At 73.2% G+C, this 20,117-nt stretch carries 18 protein-coding genes; 11 read left to right on the forward strand and 7 right to left on the reverse strand.

Annotated elements, in window-relative coordinates; genetic code table 11:
• Positions 1 to 12 precede the first annotated feature (12 nt).
• The 7 genes from ACIP9H_RS15305 to ACIP9H_RS15335 all read left to right on the forward strand — a co-directional run bounded on the left by ACIP9H_RS15305 (position 13) and on the right by ACIP9H_RS15335 (position 6,725).
• Positions 13 to 765, forward strand: coding sequence for a TetR/AcrR family transcriptional regulator (locus tag ACIP9H_RS15305; protein WP_401580424.1), 753 nt, complete (start codon positions 13 to 15; stop codon positions 763 to 765).
• A 34-nt stretch (positions 766 to 799) separates the two neighbouring features.
• The gene (locus ACIP9H_RS15310; protein WP_360907087.1) at positions 800 to 1,066 is read left to right on the forward strand and encodes a hypothetical protein; all 267 of its coding nucleotides are present in this window, start codon (positions 800 to 802) and stop codon (positions 1,064 to 1,066) included.
• Positions 1,067 to 1,197: 131 nt separating this feature from the next.
• A complete protein-coding gene (locus ACIP9H_RS15315) occupies positions 1,198 to 2,766 on the forward strand; it encodes a chitinase (RefSeq protein WP_401580426.1) in 1,569 nt (522 codons plus the stop codon).
• A gap of 128 nt (positions 2,767 to 2,894) precedes the next feature.
• Positions 2,895 to 4,043, forward strand: coding sequence for an NlpC/P60 family protein (locus tag ACIP9H_RS15320; RefSeq protein WP_401580427.1), 1,149 nt, complete (start codon positions 2,895 to 2,897; stop codon positions 4,041 to 4,043).
• Between the two features lie 123 nt (positions 4,044 to 4,166).
• Positions 4,167 to 4,751 carry a TetR/AcrR family transcriptional regulator gene (locus ACIP9H_RS15325; protein WP_401580429.1) on the forward strand — a complete coding sequence of 195 codons (585 nt, stop codon included), beginning with the start codon at positions 4,167 to 4,169 and terminating at the stop codon, positions 4,749 to 4,751.
• 85 nt (positions 4,752 to 4,836) lie between these two features.
• Positions 4,837 to 5,841: a zinc-dependent alcohol dehydrogenase family protein gene (locus ACIP9H_RS15330; RefSeq protein WP_401580431.1), complete on the forward strand. Its 1,005-nt coding sequence runs from the start codon at positions 4,837 to 4,839 to the stop codon at positions 5,839 to 5,841.
• 98 nt (positions 5,842 to 5,939) lie between these two features.
• A complete protein-coding gene (locus ACIP9H_RS15335; protein ID WP_401959372.1) occupies positions 5,940 to 6,725 on the forward strand; it encodes an alpha/beta fold hydrolase in 786 nt (261 codons plus the stop codon).
• Positions 6,726 to 7,238: 513 nt separating this feature from the next.
• On the opposite strand, the gene ACIP9H_RS15340 is transcribed toward ACIP9H_RS15335, so the two are convergent.
• The 5 genes from ACIP9H_RS15340 to ACIP9H_RS15360 all read right to left on the reverse strand — a co-directional run bounded on the left by ACIP9H_RS15340 (position 7,239) and on the right by ACIP9H_RS15360 (position 12,619).
• Complete coding sequence (locus ACIP9H_RS15340) at positions 7,239 to 8,474, reverse strand: styrene monooxygenase/indole monooxygenase family protein (protein ID WP_401959373.1); 1,236 nt, start codon at positions 8,472 to 8,474, stop codon at positions 7,239 to 7,241.
• Between the two features lie 93 nt (positions 8,475 to 8,567).
• Positions 8,568 to 9,170, reverse strand: coding sequence for a GTP-binding protein (locus tag ACIP9H_RS15345; protein ID WP_401580436.1), 603 nt, complete (start codon positions 9,168 to 9,170; stop codon positions 8,568 to 8,570).
• 1 nt (position 9,171) lies between these two features.
• Positions 9,172 to 9,576: a DUF742 domain-containing protein gene (locus ACIP9H_RS15350; RefSeq protein ID WP_401580437.1), complete on the reverse strand. Its 405-nt coding sequence runs from the start codon at positions 9,574 to 9,576 to the stop codon at positions 9,172 to 9,174.
• A complete protein-coding gene (locus ACIP9H_RS15355; protein WP_401959376.1) occupies positions 9,576 to 10,112 on the reverse strand; it encodes a roadblock/LC7 domain-containing protein in 537 nt (178 codons plus the stop codon). The genes ACIP9H_RS15350 and ACIP9H_RS15355 overlap by 1 nt, the downstream gene beginning before the upstream one ends.
• Positions 10,112 to 12,619, reverse strand: a complete 2,508-nt coding sequence (locus tag ACIP9H_RS15360; RefSeq protein ID WP_401959380.1) for a nitrate- and nitrite sensing domain-containing protein — start codon at positions 12,617 to 12,619, stop codon at positions 10,112 to 10,114. Before ACIP9H_RS15360 ends, ACIP9H_RS15355 begins: the two co-directional genes overlap by 1 nt.
• A gap of 389 nt (positions 12,620 to 13,008) precedes the next feature.
• Here ACIP9H_RS15360 and ACIP9H_RS15365 point away from each other — a divergent pair, with 389 nt between their 5' ends.
• On the forward strand, positions 13,009 to 13,863 hold the full coding sequence (locus ACIP9H_RS15365) for a hypothetical protein (RefSeq protein WP_401580442.1): 855 nt from the start codon (positions 13,009 to 13,011) through the stop codon (positions 13,861 to 13,863).
• A 279-nt stretch (positions 13,864 to 14,142) separates the two neighbouring features.
• Here the strand turns inward: ACIP9H_RS15365 and ACIP9H_RS15370 are convergent, their stop codons facing one another.
• Together ACIP9H_RS15370 and lon are read right to left on the reverse strand one after the other, a co-directional pair.
• Positions 14,143 to 14,565: a MarR family winged helix-turn-helix transcriptional regulator gene (locus tag ACIP9H_RS15370; protein WP_401580443.1), complete on the reverse strand. Its 423-nt coding sequence runs from the start codon at positions 14,563 to 14,565 to the stop codon at positions 14,143 to 14,145.
• 270 nt (positions 14,566 to 14,835) lie between these two features.
• A complete protein-coding gene (gene lon / locus ACIP9H_RS15375) occupies positions 14,836 to 17,277 on the reverse strand; it encodes an endopeptidase La (protein ID WP_401959383.1) in 2,442 nt (813 codons plus the stop codon).
• 135 nt (positions 17,278 to 17,412) lie between these two features.
• Between lon and ACIP9H_RS15380 the strand changes: the two genes are divergently transcribed.
• From ACIP9H_RS15380 to ACIP9H_RS15390, 3 genes are all read left to right on the forward strand, one after another.
• Positions 17,413 to 18,096, forward strand: coding sequence for a spermidine synthase (locus ACIP9H_RS15380; protein ID WP_401580446.1), 684 nt, complete (start codon positions 17,413 to 17,415; stop codon positions 18,094 to 18,096).
• A 61-nt stretch (positions 18,097 to 18,157) separates the two neighbouring features.
• Positions 18,158 to 18,904 (forward strand): response regulator transcription factor, encoded by a 747-nt coding sequence (locus tag ACIP9H_RS15385; RefSeq protein ID WP_401580448.1) that lies wholly within the window; start codon positions 18,158 to 18,160, stop codon positions 18,902 to 18,904.
• Positions 18,901 to 19,995, forward strand: a complete 1,095-nt coding sequence (locus ACIP9H_RS15390) for an ATP-binding protein (RefSeq protein ID WP_401580450.1) — start codon at positions 18,901 to 18,903, stop codon at positions 19,993 to 19,995. The genes ACIP9H_RS15385 and ACIP9H_RS15390 overlap by 4 nt, the downstream gene beginning before the upstream one ends.
• Positions 19,996 to 20,117 lie beyond the last annotated feature (122 nt).

Below are 20,117 nucleotides of genomic sequence, written 5' to 3' on the forward strand. Positions count from 1 at the left end.
ACGCTGGCGGTCATGAACGGCAGTTCGACGCCGGCGCCCGCCGCCCCCGCCTACCGCCGGCTGAGCGTCGAGCAGCGTCGCGCCCAACTGCTCGCCGCGGCCGTGGACCTCTTCGGGCACCACCGCCCCGAGGACGTGTCGGTCGACGACGTGGCCGCCGCCGCCGGCGTCTCCCGCCCCCTGGTCTACCGCTACTTCCCCGGCGGGAAGCAGCAGCTGTACGAGGCCGCCATGCGCAATGCCGCCGACGAGCTGCGGGAGTGCTTCGTGGAGCCCGCGGCCGGCGAGATGACCCAGCGCCTGTCGAACGCGCTGGACCGCTACCTGTCGTACGTGGACGAGCACGGCGCCGCGTACTCCGCGCTGCTGCGCGGCGGCAGCGTCGCCGAGACCAGCCGCACCGGCGCCATCGTGGACGAGGTGCGGCGCAGCGCCGCCGAGCAGATCCTCATGCACCTGGGCGCGCCGCGGCCCGGCCCGCGGCTGGCGATGATGGTGCGCTCGTGGATCGCGAGCGTGGAGGCGGTGTCGCTGACCTGGCTGGACGAGGGCAAGCAGCCGCCGGCCGAGGAGCTGAGGCGGTGGCTGGTGGACCACTTCACGGCGCTGCTGCTGGTCAGTTCCACCACCGACCAGGAGACGGCCGAGGTCGCGCTGGCCGCCCTGGGGAGGGAGAGCCCGGGCAGTCCCGCCGGCGACCTGGCCCGCCGGGTCGCACCGCTCGCACAGGCCGTCGCACATCTGCTCCCACCTGCCATTCCGTGAACACGGGCCCCATCGAAGGGCCTACGCTGACCCCGTGAGGCATGAGGACACGGAATTCGTCGGGGGGCCGCTGGACGGCCGCGTGCTGGGGGTGCTGACCGGCATCACCGGGCAGCCCCCGAAGGTGTACGAGGTGCCGGTGCCGCAACCGGACGGCGCGGCCCCGGTCGTGCACGTCTACCACCGCGAGCCCAGCCCGGGGACGCGTGAGCAGCGCCGCACGCGGTGGGTCTTCGTCTACGACCCCGAGGGGAACCGGCCGGAGAAGCCGCGCTGGCCCTGGTCGAAGCGGGGGGCCTGAGCGCCGCCGCCCGGCTCCGCGCGGGGGCGACCGCGCCGCGTTCCGGTCCGGACCATTGACAGGATTGGTCCAGACCTGTTTGCTGCGAGTTGTCATGCGCACATCTCCTCGCCCCCGAAGGAGCGGTCCCCATGAGATCCCTCGTCGCCGCGACGGCGACCCTCGCCCTCACCGCCGCCCTCGGCGGGCTGGTCGCCCTCGCGCCCTCCGCGCACGCGGGCGAGTTCCTGGTCAACGGCGGTTTCGAGAACGGCAGTCTGACCGGCTGGAGCTGCGACACGGGCACCACCCAGGCGGTCACCGGCCAGGCGAAGACCGGCAGTTGGGCACTGGCCGGCACCCCGGGCTCGTCCGGCACCGCACAGTGCAAGCAGACGGTCACCGTGGCGCCCAGCACCACGTACACCTACTCCACCCAGGTCAAGGGCAGTTACGTCTACATCGGCGTGGACGGCGGGGCCGGCACCTGGACCCCGGGCACCGGCGGGGCGTACCAGCAGCTCAGCGTGAGCTTCACGACCGGCGCGAGCCAGACGAGCGCGACCGTCTACGTCCACGGCTGGTACGCCCAGCCCACGTTCTGGGCCGACGACGCCTCGCTCACCGGCCCCGGCGGCCCGGTGACCACACCGCCGCCGACGGACACCCCGACCCCCACGCCCACTCCGACGGACACGCCCCCGGGCCCCTCCTCCCACGCCCTGGTCGGCTATCTGCACTCCAGCTTCGCCAACGGCTCCGGCTATGTGCGCATGGCCGACGTCCCGGCGAGCTGGGACTACATCGACCTCGCGTTCGGCGAACCGACCACGGTCACCTCGGGCGACATCCGCTTCACCCGCTGCTCCGCCGCCGAGTGCCCGAACGTGGAGTCCGACGCGGACTTCAAGGCCGCGATCAAGGCGAAGCAGGCGCAGGGCAAGAAGGTGCTGATCTCCATCGGCGGCCAGAACGGGCAGGTGCAGCTGACGACGACCGCCGCCCGCGACGCCTTCGTCGCCTCCGTCGGCCGGATCATCGACACCTGGGGGCTGGACGGCCTCGACATCGACTTCGAGGGCCACTCGCTCTCCCTCAACGCCGGTGACACGAACTTCAAGAGCCCGACCACACCGGTCGTGGTCAACCTGATCTCCGCGCTGAAGACCCTCAAGGCCCGGTACGGCAGCGGATTCGTGCTGACGATGGCGCCCGAGACCTTCTTCGTGCAGCTCGGCTACCAGTTCTACGGTCCGGGTCCCAACGGCGCGCAGGACCCGAGGGCGGGCGCCTACCTTCCCGTCATCCACGCGCTGCGCAACGACCTGACGCTGCTCCACGTCCAGGACTACAACTCCGGGCCGATCATGGGCCTGGACAACCAGTACCACCAGATGGGCGGCGCCGACTTCCATGTCGCGATGACCGACATGCTGCTCACCGGATTCCCGGTGGCGGGCAACACGGCCAATGTCTTCCCGGCGCTCGCGCCCTCCCAGGTCGCCGTAGGACTGCCCGCGACCTCCAACGCGGGCAATGGCTGGACAACTCCGGCGGATGTCGACAAAGCACTCGACTGCCTGACCAAGCGGACCGGCTGCGGCTCCTACACCCCGCACGGAACATGGCCGAATCTGCGCGGTCTGATGACGTGGTCGATCAACTGGGACAAGTTCGGCAACTGGGAATTCCAGAAGAACTTCGATTCGTACTTTGGCTGACACGGAGAAAACGGGTGGCTCCAATTGCCACGGAGCCACCCATTCCGGCCCGGTCACCCTGTCGCAGCCGACCCGATCATGTAAGGATCTACCGGCAAGCAGCCGGTAATACAGTCGGAGGTGAAGGGATGTCAGCAGCAAGCAGGCCCAAGGAGTGGGTGCGCAGGGCACTCATCTGCGGGACGCTGCTGGCCGCCGCGGCCCTCGGACTGCCCGCGCAGAACGCGCAGGCGATGCCCGACGACCCGTATCCCCACGGCCCGACCCTGGTCGTCCTGCTGGAACGGCTCCAGGACCTCTACCTCAGGGCGGAGCAGGCCACGGAGACCTACGACCAGGCCGAGTCCGACCTCACCGAGAACCGCGGCAAGGCCGACCGCCTGGACCGGCAGCTCGCCGAGGAGCGCACCGCGCTGGCCGACGCCCGCGCGCTGGCCGGGCAGCTCGCCCGCGAGCAGTACAAGGAGGGCGGGGTCTCCCCCTACCTGAGCCTGCTGCTGAGCGGGAACCCGCAGGACGCCTTCACCCAGGGCCACCTGCTCGACCGCGCCGTCGGAACCCAGGCCGAACTGGTCGCCCAGTTGGAGAACGGCGAGAAGCGGATCGCCGCGCTCAGCCGCGCGCAGCAGCACGCACTGGACGGCTCGCTGCAGCTCGCGGACCGGCAGCGCGAGGCCAAGGAGGAGATCGAGGACCAGCTCGGGCAGGTCGAGGCGATCCTCGCCGGCCTGACGGGCACTCAGCTCGCCGACCTCCAGCGGCTGGAACAGCAGGGCATCAACCGGGCCCAGGAGGAGTTCCTGCGCTCGGGGCAGCTCGGCAACCTCTCGCTCGCGCCCTCCAAGATCGGCAACAGCGCACTGAGCTTCGCCTACGCCCAGATCGGCAAGCCCTACGTCTGGGGCGCCGAGGGCCCGGAGGCGTACGACTGCTCCGGACTCACCTCGCAGGCATGGCTGCACGCGGGCACCCCGATCCCGCGCACCAGCCAGGAGCAGTGGAAGCAGCTGCCGCACATCCCGCTCAACCTGCTGCGCCCCGGCGACCTCGTGATCTTCTTCCCGGGCGCCACCCACGTCGCGATGTACATCGGCGACGGCCTGGTCATCCAGGCGCCCCGCCCGGGCAGCGTCGTCAAGATCTCCCCGATCGCCGCCAACCCGATCCTCGGCGCGGTCCGCCCGGACCCCGACGAGCCGTCGATGCAGCACTACGTCTCGCCGACCGCTCCGGACCCCGCGAAGGACCGGGCCTCGAACGGCGGCTCCGCCGGCTGACGACGGCTCGCGTGCGTGTACGGCGGGACCGGTGTGACCGGCGCCACGACGCATCGGACAGACCTGTCTGTTAGTTTTGCCGGGACGGGCCCGCCGGGTCCCCGGCAGAAGCAGGTGATCGGCATGCCCGCCACGGCCAGGCGCCTCCCGGCGCGCGAACGCATCCTCACCACGGCCGAGGAGCTGTTCTCGGCCCACGGGCTGCGCGGTGTGGGCGTCGACCGCATCATCGCGGAGTCGGGCGTGGCCAAGTCGACGCTGTACGTGCACTTCCCCTCCAAGGACGAGCTGGCCGCCGCCTATCTGCGCCGGGTCGACGACTCCTGGCGGGGCAGACTGCGTGCCGCGGCGCTGGCGGCCGGCGACGATCCGCGTGAGCAGTTGACCGGCCTGTTCGACGCGGTCGACGCGTCGTTCCGGCGGCACGGCTTCCACGGCTGCCCGTTCATCAACGCCGCCGCCGAGAGCGAGCCGGGGAGCCTGCCGCACGAGGTGACCGCCGAGCACAAGCGGACCGTCCGCGCGTGGGTGCGCGGCCTCGCCGAGGCGGCCGGGGCCGGCGACCCCGACGAGCTGGCCCTCCAGCTCACGCTGCTGATCGACGGCACGCTGGCCGCGGGCAAGCTGGAACAGAACCCCGCCATGCCGGCCGCCGCCAAGGCCGCCGCCCGTGCCATCGTCGAGCGGGCCTGCCCGCCGGCCGCCTGACCCCCCACCGGCCCTCGTCCCCGCTGCGGACGAGGGCCCTTCCCGAGCTCAACAAAACAGACCTGTCTGTTCGAATGGAGAGACCATGCCTGCGAAGCCCTCGATGCGCGCGGTGGTGCTGGAACGTTTCGGCGGTCCCCTGGCGCTGGGCGAACTCCCGGTCCCGGTGGCCGGCCCCGGCCAGGTGCTGGTCCGGGTCGAGGCCAGCGGGGTGAACCCGCTGGACACCAAGATCCGCGCCGGAAAGGCCGCCCATGCCCGCAGCCGGCTGCCCGCGGTGCTGGGCCTGGACCTTGCCGGAGTGGTCGAAGCGGTCGGCCCGGAGGTCACCGGGTTCGCCCCGGGCGACGAGGTCCTCGGGCTGACCGGCGGCGTCGGCGGCCTCCAGGGCTCGCTCGCGCAGTACGCGGCCGTCGACGCCCGGCTGCTGGCCCGCAAGCCCGCCTCGTTGGGCATGCGCGAGGCCGCCGCCCTGCCGCTGGTCTTCGTCACCGCCTGGGAGGGCCTGGTGGACCGGGCGGGGGTGCGCGAGGGCCACACCGTGCTCGTGCACGGGGGCGCCGGCGGCATCGGCCACATCGCCGTGCAGTTGGCGCAGGCCCGCGGCGCCCGCGTCTTCGCCACCGGCGCCCCCCACAGCCTGGGGACGATCGCGGAACTCGGCGCCACCCCGATCGACCGCACCACGACCCCGGTCGAGGACTACGTCGCCGAGCACACCGGCGGCGAGGGCTTCGACATCGTCTACGACACGGTGGGCGGCGCGACCCTCGACGCGTCCTTCGCCGCCGCGCGCACCTGGACCGGCCACGTGGTGAGCGCGCTGGGCTGGGGCACCCACAGCCTCGCGCCGCTGTCCTTCCGCGGCGCCACCTACTCCGGGGTCTTCACGCTGCTGCCGCTGCTCACCGGCCGGGGGCGCGAGCACCACGGCGCGATCCTGCGCGAGGCGGCGCCCCTGGCCGACGCCGGGTCCCTGCGGCCGCGGGTCGACCCCCGGCGGTTCACCCTCGCCACGGCCGCCGAGGCGCACGCCGCCGTCGAACAGGGCTCCGCCGCGGGCAGGATCGTGGTCGACGTCACCGGCTGAGCACCCGGATCCGGCCCGGGGCCCCGCCCCGGGCCGACGGCCGGACGCCCGAGGTAATTCGGTGGCCCGTGCGGCGCCGGCCCGCGAGTATGCACGCGATGCTCATACTCAAGGATCACCTCGGTCATCTTTCCTGCACCGTCACCGGCGAAGGCCCGCCCGTCGTCCTCGTGCACGCCGGCATCGCCGACCACCGCATGTGGGACGCGGTCGCCCCCGGCCTCGCCGAGCGGCACACCGTCATCCGGTACGACCTGCGCGGCTTCGGCGAATCCGCGCCGCCGACCGGCCCGTTCAGCGAGACCGACGACCTGCTCGGGCTCCTGGACCACCTCGGTCACGACCGGGTCCGGGTCGTCGGCGCGTCCTGGGGCGCCCGCGTGGCCGCGGACTTCACCCTCACCCACCCGGACCGGGTCCACTCGCTCGCGCTGCTCGCCCCGCCGTGGCGGGGGTACGACTGGTCGGCGGAGATGGTCGCGTACGACGAGGCCGAGACGGCCGCCCTGGCCGCGGGCGACCTCGACGGCGCCGTCCGCGTCAACCTGGACATGTGGCTTCGCGGCCCGAACCGCGGCTGGGAGGACGTCGCCCCGGAACTGGCCGAAGCGCTCCGGGAGCCGCTGCGGATCTCGCTGACGCATCAGGAGGCCGTCGGACGGCACTCCCAGGGCGGCACGGACCGTGACGTCGCCACGATCACGGTTCCCACGCTGGTCGGATTCGGGGGCCTCGACGTCGCCGACTTCCGCGACATCGCCCGCCGGTACGCCGCCGAGATCCCCGGTGCCTCCCTGGCCGAATTCCCCACGGCGGCCCATCTCGTCGCACTCGACGCGCCCGCCGAACTCCTCGCGGCGCTCGTCCCGTTCCTCGCCCGCTGACCGGTCCCGGCGGGTCCGGGGGACGCGGCCCGGCCCCGGGCTGAGCCGGCATGCGGCCGCATCGCGTCGCCGCAGACGCGCGAGAAGTCGTGGAACAGGTCCCACAAGGACCCGCCGAAGCGGAAGAAGGCGACCTCCTCCCCCGCGTGGGTCCGCAGGACGAGTCCGTCGCGCCATGTGTCACGGCGCAGTCGCACCACCGAGGCGCAGGGCACGACAACGTGCCGCGACACACCGCAGCGCACGATCGCCCCGGGCTTCAGCACCACCCCGATGAGGGAGAACCGCCGGCACAGGGACGCCATCAGGAATGCCGGGGCAGCCGGCAGCGCCGTACGCGTCGCACAAGCCGGGTGCCCGGGCCGTACCAGTCGTCCAGGCCCCGTTCCCGCAACCCGCCGTCCGCCATGCCCGTGAGCCTGGTGGGGGCACCCTGATCCGTCAACGGATTCCGGTCCGTCCGCGGGCCGTTCGCGAGCGGCCCACGGACGGACCGGCGGCTTCAGGCGGTGCTCAGGCTCCCGCGACCGAGGCGAGGTAGGCCGCCGTCTTCTCCGGGTCGTAGAAGTACGCCTCGTAGTCGGAGGGGTCGTCGAAGCCGTTCGCGAAGCGGTCGGCCACCGCGGGGAACTGGCCCGCGGCGCCGATCAGGCCGAGGACGTGCTCCGGCGGCGGGCCGAGGAGGGCGTTGGTCCACTTGGTGACCGGTTCGGCGGTGTTCCAGAAGCGGGCGAAGGCGGACTCCATCCACTCCCGGTCGAAGGGCCGGTCCGCGCGCTCGACGATCGCCGCGAGATAGGCGGCGGCGCACTTGGAGGCGCTGTTGGAACCCTGGCCGGTGATGGGGTCGTTGGCGACCACGACGTCCGCGACACCGAGGACGAGGCCGCCCGAGGGCAGTTCGGCGACCGGGCGGCGGACGACCGGGGCGAAGCGGCCGGCCAGAGTGGCGCCGGCGTCGGTGAGTTCGACGTCGCGGGCCCGGTCGTACTCCCACGGGAGGTGACGCTTCATCAGGTCGAGCGTGATGCCCAGGTGTTCCGCGGGGTCCTTCACGCCGTCGAAGACGTCGAGCGGGCCGCCGGGCAGACCCTCCCAGAACAGGATGTCGCAGGGGCCCGAGGTGGTCAGCGCCGGGATGACGATCAGCTCGCCGGCGCCCGGGACCATGTTGAGCCGCACCGCGTGGACGTCCGGGTGCTCCGGCCGCGGGGCGAGGCCGTGCACATAGGCGACGGCCAGCGCGCGCTGGGGGCTGTCGTACGGGGAGCGGGCGGCGTCCCGGCCGAACAGCGAGACGAGTTCGCCCTTGCCGGCGGCGACCAGCACCAGGTCGTACGCACGGGAGAAGTAGTCCAGGTCGCCGACGGTGACCCCGTGTACGACCAGCTTGCCGCCGCGCTCGCCGAAGGTCTCCAGCCAGCCGGCCATCTTCACGCGCTGGTCGACGGACTGGGCGTACGCGTCGAGCCGGCCGAGCCAGTCGATCGGACGGGATCCGTCGGGGGCGGCCACCGAGACGCCCAGGCCCTCGATCCGCGGGGTCTGGTCCTCCCAGAAGTTGAGGCCGAGGTCGCGCTCGTGGCCGAGGGCCGTGTCGAACATGCACTGGGTGGACATGACACGCCCCTCGCGTATCTCGTCCGACGTGCGGTTGGACATGACGGTGACCTCGTACCCGTGGGACTGCAGCCCCAGGGCGAGCTGGAGGCCGGACTGCCCGGCCCCCACGATCAATATTTTGCGCAAGACGGCACGCTCTCTCGTACGGTGCTGGGGAGATGGGTGAGGTGGGACGGGATTCCGGCGGCGCCGCGAGGCACCTCCGGAGGGCTGGGGCTGCTAGTCCGGGTGCGCGACCAGGGCCTGCTTGACCAGCGCCAGCAGCACCTGGATCACCGTGGAGCGGTCGCGCGCGTCGCAGATCAGCACGGGGATCTCGTCCGGCACGGCCAGCGCCTCACGGACGTCGATCTCGTCGTAGGCGGTCGTGCCCTCGAAGTGGTTCACCGCCACCGCGTACGGCAGGCCGCTGCTCTCGAAGTAGTCCAGCGCCGGGAAGGCGTCCGCCAGCCGCCGGGTGTCGGCCAGCACGACCGCGCCGATCGCGCCGCGCACCAGGTCGTCCCACATGAACCAGAACCGCTGCTGGCCGGGCGTGCCGAACAGGTACAGCACCAGTTCCCGGTCGAGGGTGATCCGGCCGAAGTCCATCGCCACCGTGGTCGTGGTCTTGTCCGGGGTCGAGCCGAGGTCGTCGATGTCCTCACTGGCCCGGGTCATCACCGCCTCGGTGGTGAGCGGGGTGATCTCGGAGACCGCGCCGACGAAGGTGGTCTTGCCGACGCCGAAGCCGCCCGCCACGACGATCTTGGTCGAGGTGGGCGCGCGGCTGACGTCGAGCTGCCACTCCTGAAGGCCCTCCTCCTCCGTCACCGACGCCATCTCAGAGCCTGCGAAGTCCACCGAGCACCCTCTCCAGCAGCGCGCGATCGGGGGTACCGGGCCCGTGCCCGGTCCCGTACACGCGGATCCTTCCCTGATCGGCCAAATCGCTGAGCAGCACGCGGACGACGCCCAGCGGCATGCGCAGCAGCGCGGAGATCTCGGCGACCGACCGCATCCGGCGGCACAGTTCGACGATGGCGCGCATCTCCGGCATCACGCGCTCCGCCCAGCTCCCGGAGGTCAGCTCCCGGCGCTCCTGCGCACCGTCGATCGTGGCCACGAAGGTCTCCACGAGCAGCACGTGCCCGAAGGACGTCCGGCCGCCGGTCAGCGCGTAGGGGCGCACCCGGGCCGAGCGGCGCCCGGCACCGCGCACCGGGAGCGTCGCGGCGTGCCGGGGCATCAGCGGGCTCCCTCGATCGCCTGCCGCAGCTCCGTGCGGAGTTGCGGGGTGAGCACATGGCCGGCCCGGCCGACGAAGAGGGCCATGTGGTACGCCACGACGCTCATGTCGCACTCGGTGTCCGCGTGGACGCCCAGCAGGGAACCGTCGCTGATCGACATCACGAACACGCTGCCGTTCTCCATCGCGACCGCCGTCTGCCGGACCCCGCCGCCCTCCATCAGGCGGGCGGCGCCGTCGGTGAGCGACGCGATGCCGGAGACCACCGTCGCCAGGTCCGCGAACGTGCCCGCGGGGCCCTTGGGCCGGGCGGCATCGTCACCGTCGGCGGCGGACCCCTCCGGCGCGTCCGGCGTGTCCGTGCCTTCCTCGGAATCGTCCGATTCCGAGTTCAGCAGCAGCAGCCCGTCCGACGAGACGACGGCCACGGAGCGGACGCCCGGCACGTCGTCCACGAAATTGCGCAGCAGCCACTGGAGGTTGCGTGCCTCGTGACTCAGGTCCCGCTCGCTCTGGGTGTCCGTTCTGGCCGACATCAACCGCGTGCCTCCTCGACGCCTTCGGCTTCGACTTGTTGTGGTCCCCCCGAGCTGACTTTCTCTTCCGCTGTGTCCGTCGTCCCCTGGGGCGCGACCGCGTCGCGCCGTGTCTCACGTGTCTCGGCGTCCGCGTCCGCGCGCCCCTCGCGCAGACCCTGGGCGAAGCCGCCGAGCTTGCGCCGCAGTTCCTCCGGGTCCACCGCCTTCCCCTGGCGGGCGTCACGGACCTGGGGCTCGCCCGACAGTCCGGTGGCTCTCGGGACCCGCTGCGGCAGTCCCTTGGCGGTCAACGAGTTGCCGCCCGGCGCGGTTTCGGCGGCCGGCGCGGGAACGGGCGCGGGCTCGGGCGCGGGCTCGGGCAGCGGCTGGTCGGCACAAGCGTGCTCGATCGGCTCGCTCCCGCCCGCCTCCGCCCCGGCGGCCGGCTCCTGCTCGTCCCCGCCGGCCGGCGTTGCGTCCCGCTCCTCCCGCGGGGCCGGCAGCGGGGCAGACCGGGGCCGGGGCCGGACGGCGCGGGGCTGCCACGGCTCGCCGGCGACCGCGGCCTCGACCGGGGTCTGCGGGCCCTCGGGGTCCTCCGCGGGCGCGGTGACCGACGCGGGGACGACCACGACCGCGGTCGTCCCGCCGCGCTTGGCGTCGCGCAGCTGGACGCGAATGCCGTGCCGGGCGGCGAGCCGGGCTATCACGTACACGCCCATGCCGGTGGTCTCGGAGGTCGGCGCGGCCGGGTCGGCCTGCGCCAGCAGGGCGTTGAGCTCCTCCAGCCGGTGGGCCGGGACGCCGATGCCCTCGTCCTCGACCGACAGCATCAGCTCGCCGCTCTCCAGCATCCAGCCGGACAGCTGCACCTCGGTGTCCGGCGGCGAGGACGTGGTGGCGTTCTCCAGCAGCTCGGCGACGAGGTGGCTCAGGTCGTCCGAGGCGAAGCCGGCGATCCGGCCGGCGGGCAGCTGCTGGATGCGGACCCGCTCGTACTTCTCGATCTCGGAGACCGCGGCGCGCGCGACGTCCACCAGCGGTACCGGCCGGGCGTTCGTGTGGCCGTGCTCGGTGCCCGCGAGCAGCAGCAGGTTCTCGCTGTTGCGGCGCATCCGGGTGGCGAGGTGGTCCAGGCGGAACAGCTGGGCGAGCTCGTCCGGGTCGTGGACCAGCTCCTCCAGCTTCTCGATGAGCGTGAGCTGCCGCTCGACCAGGCCGAGCGTGCGCAGGGTGAGGTTCACGGAGGTGGCGCTGACGCTGCCGCGCACGCTCGCGACCTCCGCGGCCAGTGCCTCCTGCCGGCTCCGCAGCAGGTCGCGTTCGGCGGCGAGGGCGTCGCGGACGCCCTGCACCCGTGTGTGCTCCGCGTCCTGCGCGGCGATCCGCTCCCGCAGGCCCGCGGTCTCCGCCCGCAGCGCGTTGACGGCGCGGGCCACCGCCGCGAACTCGTCCGAGCCGACGGCCCTGACCTGCTCGTCGGCCGGGACGTCGCCGCGCGCGAACCGGTTGAGGGCGGCGACGGGCCGCGTGATCGAGCGGGCGGTGGAGACGCAGGTGCCGAGCACCAGCAGGAAGCAGACGCCGGCCAGGGCGACGTGCAGTTCGAGGCCGGTGACGTCGTCGGAGCGCAGCGCGGCGAGCCGGTCGGCGGAGGCCGCGGCGAGCGAGGACTCGACCCCGCGCATCAGGTCGATCCGCGCGGAGAGCGCGCTCTGCACGGAGGCGGACTTCAGCTTCCGGTCGGAGGCCGAGAGCGAGCCCGCGTCCAGCAGCGACTTCAGCTGCCGGTCGGCGGTGGTGACGTCGGAACCGGTGACGGTCTGGTCGTACTGCTCGGCGGCGGCGGACGACGCGGCGGCGCGGAAGTCGGCAAGCGCGGTCCTCTCCCCCACCGCCGCGGTCTGCGCGGCGCCGACCAGTTCGGCCTGCGACCCGCCCGCGGCGAGGGCGCCGACCAGCAGGCCGCGCTCGAACGAGGCGTGGTCGACGGCGCGCGCGAGGAAGGGCAGCGCGGTGGTGTCGGCGGAGGCGCCGCGGGCGGGCAGCGACCGGGCGACGGCCGCGCCCAGGGCGTTCAGCGCGTCGATGGGCGGCTGGTACGCCAGGACGGCGGCGACGGCCCCGCCGGAACCGGAGAGCGCCTTCCGCCGGATCTCGGGCAGTTCGCCGAGCCGGTGGCGCGCCTCGGTGAGCGCGGCGGCGAACGCCGGGGCGTCGGCGGTGTCGGCGTCCGCGGCGGCCGCGAGGACCTCCTGGACCTGCCGGTCGACGCGCTCCCGCTCGGTCCCGGGGACGCCCGTGGCGCCTTCGGCGGACCGGCCGGTGGCGACGAGCACCGCGGTGTCGTCGCGCTCGTCGGCCAGTGCGTGGCCGAGGGAGACCGCCTGCCCCTGGAGCCGGGCCATGCCGAGCAGCCGCTGGGACTCCGCGAGGTCCCGTACGGCCGTCGCCACCCCCGGCGCGGAGGCGGCCAGAACGGTGACGGCGCAGATCAGCAGAGCACCGAGCAGTCTCTGCCGCACGCGCTTGGTCCGCGGGTTACGTCGTGTTCGCACCGGTGCTCGCTATCCCGTCTGCCTGGTCCAGTTGTCCCGAGATGACGACACATCGGCCGAGCGCCGAGCACGGCAACGTCTGGCCTCTTCCCGGCATCGTCCCGACCATCTCAGGCCGACCCGGAATGCAGATGTGCGTCCCTCACCTCGACACTCGAACGAGTGAATCGCACCGACAAGTTGACGTTCAACTCCCGCGCGGGACCGCCGCTCGCGGGTCCGCCGGCGGTCACGGCACGGAACTGGCGTCCTCCGCGCGGTCCTGGCAGGATGCGCGCCTTCACGGCCCGGACCCCGCGGCGGGCCCCCGCGGGGGTTCGAACAGGCCGCGCGAGCGGGTGCCGCACACTGGACGCATGCGCGTCGAGACGGCCACCGAGCCCGGCACCCCCGATCGCCCGAACGAGGACTTCGTGGCGATCGCCATGCCCGCATCAGGCGGCGGCGGTTCACTGGTCCTGCTGGACGGCGTCACCCCGCCCGACGGTCCCACCGGCTGCCGCCACACCGTGCCCTGGTACGTCTCCGAGCTGGGCGGTTCCATGATCGAACTGTCCGTTTCGCCCTCGGCGCCGCCCCTGGCGGAGTGTCTCGCGCAGGCCATCGCGCGGACCGCCGACACGCACCGCGCGACCTGTGACCTTTATCACCGGCGCACCCCTCAGGCGACCGTTGTGGCGGTCCGGTGGAATGCGGACAGCGTGGAGCATCTGGTGCTATCCGACTCGGAGTTGCTCATCGAGGACGCGTCCGGCGCGGTGGACGCCGTGCTCGACGACCGGCTGGACCGCCTGCCCGAACCCGTGCCCGCGCTGCGCGCCGCCGTCCGCGCGCTGCCGCGCGGCAGCGAGGAGCGCGCGCGGGCCGCGGCGGTGTACGCCGAGGCCGTCGAGGCGCTCCGCAACGCCGAGGGCGGCTTCTTCACGGCCGCCGCGGACCCGGAGGTGGCGGCCCGAGCCGTCACCGGTGTGCGGCCGCGGTCGTCGGTGCGGGCCGTCGCCGCCCTCACCGACGGCGCGACGCGCCTGGCCGACGTCTTCGGCGAGACCGACCGGGCCGGCCTGGTCGACCTGCTGCGCAAGGCCGGACCCGACGAACTCGTCCGCCGGGTCCGCGCGGCGGAGTCCGCCGACCCGGACCGCACGCGCTTCCCGCGTGGCAAGAAGAGCGACGACGCCACCGCAGTGTTCGTGGAGCTCCAGCGGTACTGAAGTACGGCGCCGTCCACGCGGCTGATCCGGTCCGCCCGCGCCCGCGACCTGCCCGAGCGCCGAGCCGCGCCGCGCCGCCTGTCGGAGACCACCGCCGTACGGCTCGAGCCAGGACGAGCGCGACACCCCGGCCCCGGCCGCCCGCCGTGAACGGTCCGCCGGGCACGACGGCCGGACGTGAAGACCCCCGGTGCGGTGCGGTCCCGGACGGCCCCACCGCACAGGGGGCCTTCGCCGTCATCGAAGCGGTCGGACGCCGACGCCGCTGCCGGCGTGCGCTCAGGCGCCTTCCTGCGAGTCGTTCAGCTGGCTCAGCAGCCTGGCCAGTTCCGACAGTTCGGTCCGGTCCCAGCCGCGCAGCCGGCTGACGTAGCGGGCCCGGCGGGCGAGCCGGACCCGGGTGAAGCGGGCCTCGCCCTCCTCCGTCAGATGGACGAGGAAGGCCCGGCCGTCCGCCGGGTCCGGCTCGCGGTGGATCAGCCCGAGCTCCTCCAGGGCACGCAGCTGGCGGCTCATCGTCGCCTTGCCGACGCCGAAGTACCCGGCCAGCACGGTCGCCCGCTGCGGGCCGGTCTCGGACAGCCGGGCCAGCAGCCCGTACGCCGCGGGTTCGAGCTCGGGATGGACCTCGCGGGCCATTTCGCCCTGCGAGGCCCGGGCCCGCCGGAACAGGACGGTCAGTTCGCGTTCGAGCGCCTCCATCACTGGGTCGGCACCTCCGTGGGACCCGGCCGTGTCGGCCACGCGGTCACCCGCTTTCAGGACGGAAACTTCGCTTCAGGCGCCGCGGTGTGCGCGGCGCCCCCAGTATTTCGCAGACGTGGATCAACGGCGTGACCAGGGGCACATCCGTCGCCGGTGTCACTTCCCCACCGGGCGCGGCGGCCTCCGGGCGCGAGAGCGGCCCCTCCCCGGGCGCAGGGGAGGGGCCGCTCTCTTCCGCTCTCTTCTCTCCTCCGGACGCGGCCCCGCTCACGCCGCGATCGAGGCCTCCAGGCCGGAGTCCGCGTCGGTGACGGCGGGCTCCAGGGCCAGCTTCAGCACGTGCCGGACGTCCGAGACCGCGTGGACCTCCAGCTTCTCCAGGACCTCGGCGGGGACGTCGTCCAGATCCGCCTCGTTCCGCTTGGGGATCACGACGGTGGTGATCCCGGCGCGGTGCGCCGCCAGCAGCTTCTGCTTGACGCCGCCGATGGGCAGTACGCGCCCGGTCAGCGACACCTCGCCGGTCATCGCCACGTCGGTGCGGACCCGGCGTCCCGACAGGAGCGAGGCCAGCGCGGTGGTCATGGTGACACCCGCGCTCGGGCCGTCCTTGGGGACCGCGCCCGCGGGGACGTGGATGTGGACGCCGCGCTCCTTCAGGTCGCCGACCGGCAGTTCCAGTTCGGCGCCGTGCGAGCGCAGGAAGGAGAGCGCGATCTGCGCGGACTCCTTCATCACGTCGCCCAGCTGTCCGGTCAGCTGCAGCCCGCTGCCGCCGGTCTCCGGGTCGGCCAGCGACGCCTCGATGTAGAGGACGTCGCCGCCGGCGCCGGTGACCGCCAGGCCCGTGGACACGCCCGGCACCGCCGTGCGCCGCTCCTGCGGGTCCTGCGCCGACTCCGGCACGTGGTGCGGCCGCCCGATGAGGTCCCGCAGCTCCTCCGGGGTGACGGTGAAGGGCAGCTCGCGCTCGCCGAATCCGTGCTTGGCCGCGACCTTCCGCAGGATGCGGGCGATCGACCGCTCCAGGGTGCGCACGCCCGCCTCGCGGGTGTACTCCCCGGCCAGCTTGCGCAGGGCCGCGTCGTCGACGGTGACCTCGTCCTCGCCGAGCCCGGCCAGCTCGCGCTGGCGCGGCAGCAGGTGGTCGCGGGCGATGACGACCTTCTCGTCCTCGGTGTAGCCGTCCAGCCGCACCAGTTCCATGCGGTCCAGCAGCGGCTCCGGGATGGCCTCCAGGACGTTGGCGGTGGCGAGGAACACCACGTCGCTCAGGTCCAGTTCGACCTCCAGGTAGTGGTCCCGGAAGGTGTGGTTCTGGGCCGGGTCCAGGACCTCCAGCAGGGCCGCGGACGGGTCGCCGCGGTAGTCGGAGCCCACCTTGTCGATCTCGTCCAGCAGGACCACCGGGTTCATCGACCCGGCCTCCTTGATGGCGCGCACGAGCCGGCCGGGCAGCGCGCCGACGTAGGTGCGCCGGTGGCCGCGGATCTCCGCCTCGTCCCGGACGCCGCCGAGCGCGACGCGCACGAACTTGCGTCCCATCGCGCGGGCCACGGACTCGCCGAGCGAGGTCTTGCCGACGCCGGGCGGGCCCACCAGGGCCAGCACCGCGCCACCCCGCCGGCCGCCGACGACCCCGAGACCGCGGTCGCTGCGGCGCTTGCGCACGGCCAGGTACTCGGTGATGCGTTCCTTCACGTCCTCCAGGCCCGCGTGGTCGGCGTCCAGCACCGCCCGCGCGCCGGGGATGTCGTAGGCGTCCTCGGTCGTGGTGTTCCACGGCAGTTCCAGGACGGTGTCGAGCCAGGTGCGGATCCAGCCGCCCTCGGGGGACGCGTCGCTGGACCGCTCCAGCTTCTCGACCTCCTTCATGGCGGCCTCGCGCACCTTCTCGGGCAGGTCGGCGGCCTCGACGCGGGAACGGTAGTCGTCCGCCTCGTCCTCGGGGTCGCCGTTCAGCTCGGCCAGTTCCTTGCGGACGGCCTGGAGCTGCTGCCGCAGCAGGAACTCGCGCTGCTGCTTCTCCATGCCCTCCTGGACGTCCTTGCGGATGGTCTCCGCGACGTCCTGCTCGGCCAGGTGGTCGCGCAGCCACTGCGTGGCGAGCTTCAGCCGGGCGACCGGGTCGGTGGTCTCCAGCAGCTCGATGCGCTGCTTGGTGGTGAGGAAGCCGGAGTAGCCGGCGTTGTCGGCGAGCTGCGAGACGTCGTCGATCTGCTGGACGCGGTCCACGATCTGCCAGGCCCCGCGCTTGCGCAGCCAACTGGTGGCCAGCGCCTTGTACTCCTTGACGAGCTCCGCGACGGTGCCGGGCGCCTCGGCGGGCACCGGCTCGGCGAGCTCGGTCCCCTCCACCCACAGGGCGGCGCCGGGTCCGGTCGTGCCGGCGCCGATGCGCACGCGGCTGACGCCGCGGATCACGGCCCCGGGATCGCCGTCCGACAGCCGTCCCACCTGCTCGACGGTGCCCAGCGTGCCCACTCCCGCGTAGTCGCCGTCCACACGGGGAACGAGCAGCACCCGCGGCTTGTTGCCGACACCGGGCAGTCCGGACCGCTGCGCGGCCTGGGCCGCCTCGACCGCGGCGCGCGCCTCGGCGTCGGTGAGGTCCACGGGCACCACCATGCCCGGCAGGACCACCGCGTCGTCGAGCGGCAGCACGGGCAGGGTGAGCGGCGCGAACGCCGACGAAGACGATTGAGCCATTATCTCTCCCTAAGCAATCAAGTTGAGCTATGCAGACTCAATGCTTCTGATGCCCCTGGTGTTCCCCGGTCCGTGTTCGCTCTGAGCGATCGACTGCCGACCGGCCGCTGACCTGCTCCTCATTACGCTGAGCCCATGCGCGCGAACGAAGAGGAACGGCCCGTCACGCTCGACCGCCGCGAGGGGCCGTACGGCGAGGTGGTCCTGCGCCGGCACGCGGCACGGTTCGAGATCATCGCCAACGGCACCTTCCTCATGGACACCTCCGACGGCCGCTCCGAGCGGCTGCTGGTCGACGCCGCCCTGGCCGCCCTGCCGGCGGACGCCGCGGACCTGTCGGTGCTGATCGGGGGCCTGGGCGTGGGCTTCTCCCTGGCCCGCGCGGCGTGCGAGCCGCGCTGGGGACGGATCGCGGTGGCCGAGCGCGAGCGCGCCGTCGTCGACTGGCACCGCACCGGGCCGCTGGCGCCCTTCTCGGAGCACGCGCTGGACGATCCGCGGGTGACGGTGCTGGAGGGCGACCTGGTCGCGTACCTGCGGGACGCGGACGCGACGTACGACGCCCTGTGCCTGGACATCGACAACGGCCCCGACTGGACGGTGACCGAGGACAACCGCGGGCTGTACGGTCCCGCGGGCCTGGCGGCCTGCCGGGCGCGGCTCACACCCGGCGGCGTACTGGCGGTATGGTCGGCCCAGCCGTCCGCCGCGTTCGAGGACGCACTGCGGACCGCGGGGTTCACGCAGGTCCGCACGATGGAGACCCCCGTGGACCGGGGCGTTCCGGATGTCGTGCACCTGGCAACCACACCCGCATAGCCGCGATACCGTCGTGCCCCGTACGCTGCTGCGCAACGCAAACGACCATGGGGGACCGCACATGGACACCACTCAGCCGACTCCGGGCGACGCCGCAGCGGTCGCGGCCACCCCCGGCGCACAGCGCCGGGTACTGGTGGTCGAGGACGACGCGACGATCGCCGACGCCATCGCCGTACGCCTGCGGGCCGAGGGCTTCCAGGTCCGCACCGCCGGCGACGGCCCGGCCGCGGTGGAGACCGCCGCCGCCTGGCAGCCCGACCTGCTCGTGCTCGACGTCATGCTGCCCGGCTACGACGGCCTGGAGGTCTGCCGCCGCGTGCAGGCCGCACGGCCCGTGCCGGTGCTGATGCTCACCGCGCGCGATGACGAGACCGACATGCTGGTCGGCCTCGGTGTGGGCGCCGACGACTACATGACCAAGCCGTTCTCGCTGCGCGAGCTCGTCGCCCGCGTGCACGTCCTGCTGCGCCGCGTCGAGCGGGCCACCATCGCCGCCCGCGACCCGCGCGGCGCCAACATGCAGCTCGGCGACCTGGAGATCGACAACGCCCAGCGGCGGGTCCGGGTCCGCGGCGCGGACGTGCACCTGACGCCCACCGAGTTCGACCTGCTGGTGTGCCTGGCGCAGCAGCCGCGCGCCGTGCTCTCCCGCGAGCAGCTGCTCGCGGAGGTCTGGGACTGGGCGGACGCCTCGGGCACCCGCACCGTCGACAGCCACGTCAAGGCACTGCGGCGGAAGATCGGCGCGGAACGCATCCGCACCGTCCACGGCGTCGGCTACGCCCTCGAGACGCCCACACCGTGAGCCCCTACAGCACGCCGCCCCCGCCGAGCCTGCGGGACCGTGCGTGGGCGGCGCTGCGGCCGTGGGACCCGTTCCGGTCCATCAAGGCGGCGCTGCAGTTCCTGGTGATCGCCTCGGTGGCGATCACCACCTTCCTCATCTATGTCGCGATGCACTCCGCGACCGAGATCAGGATCATCACGATCTTCTCGATCATCGCCTCGCTGCTCATCTCCCAGCTGGTCGCCCACGGGCTGACCGCGCCGCTGCGGGAGATGACCTCGGTGGCCATCGGCATGGCCCGCGGCGACTACGGCCGCCGCGTCAACGCCCGCCGCCGCGACGAGGTCGGCGAGCTGGCCGACGCCTTCAACCGCATGGCCGCCGACCTGGAGGCCGTCGACCGGCACCGCAAGGAGCTGGTGGCGAATGTCTCACACGAACTGCGCACACCGATCGCGGCACTGCGCGCGGTCCTGGAGAACGTCGTCGACGGCGTCTCCGAGGCCGATCCGGAGACCATGCGCACCGCGCTCCAGCAGGCCGAGCGGCTGAGCCTGCTCGTCGCCCACCTGCTGGACCTGTCCCGCCTCGACAGCGGCATCGTGCCGCTGGACGCCAAGCGCTTCGAGGTGTGGCCCTACCTGTCGGCGGTGATCAAGGCCGCCAGCCTGGGGCTCCAGGACGGCGGGCCGGGCGCCCGGCCGCGCAAGGACGTCCATCTGCACCTGGACGTCTCGCCGCCGGAGCTCACCGCGTACGCGGACGCCGAACGGCTGCACCAGGTGGTCGCCAACCTGGTCGACAACGCCGTCAAGCACAGCCCGCCCAGCGGCCGGGTCACCGTCCGCGCCCGGCGCGGCGCCGGCCCCGGCAGCCTGGACCTGGAGGTGCTGGACGAGGGCCCCGGCATCCCCGAGGCGGAGCGCACCCGTGTCTTCGAGCGCTTCAACCGCGGCACCGCGGGTCCCGGCGACGGCGGTACGGGACTGGGGCTGGCGATCGCCCGCTGGGCGGTGGACCTGCACGGCGGCGACATCAAGGTCGCCGAGTCCCCGCGCGGCTGCCGCATACGCGTCACCCTTCCGGGTTCCGCGCCGGCACCGGCCTGACGTGCGCCGTTCGGCCGGGTGGGGTGATCCACCCGGAGCGAGACTGTCGATTCGGGACCTCTTTCCCGCCAATCTCCGCGCCGAAACCGCCCTTTCGATGTGACTTAGGCGACGACTGGCCC

The organism is Streptomyces sp. NPDC088732, assembly GCF_044751205.1.
Classification (GTDB): Bacteria; Actinomycetota; Actinomycetes; order Streptomycetales; family Streptomycetaceae; genus Actinacidiphila.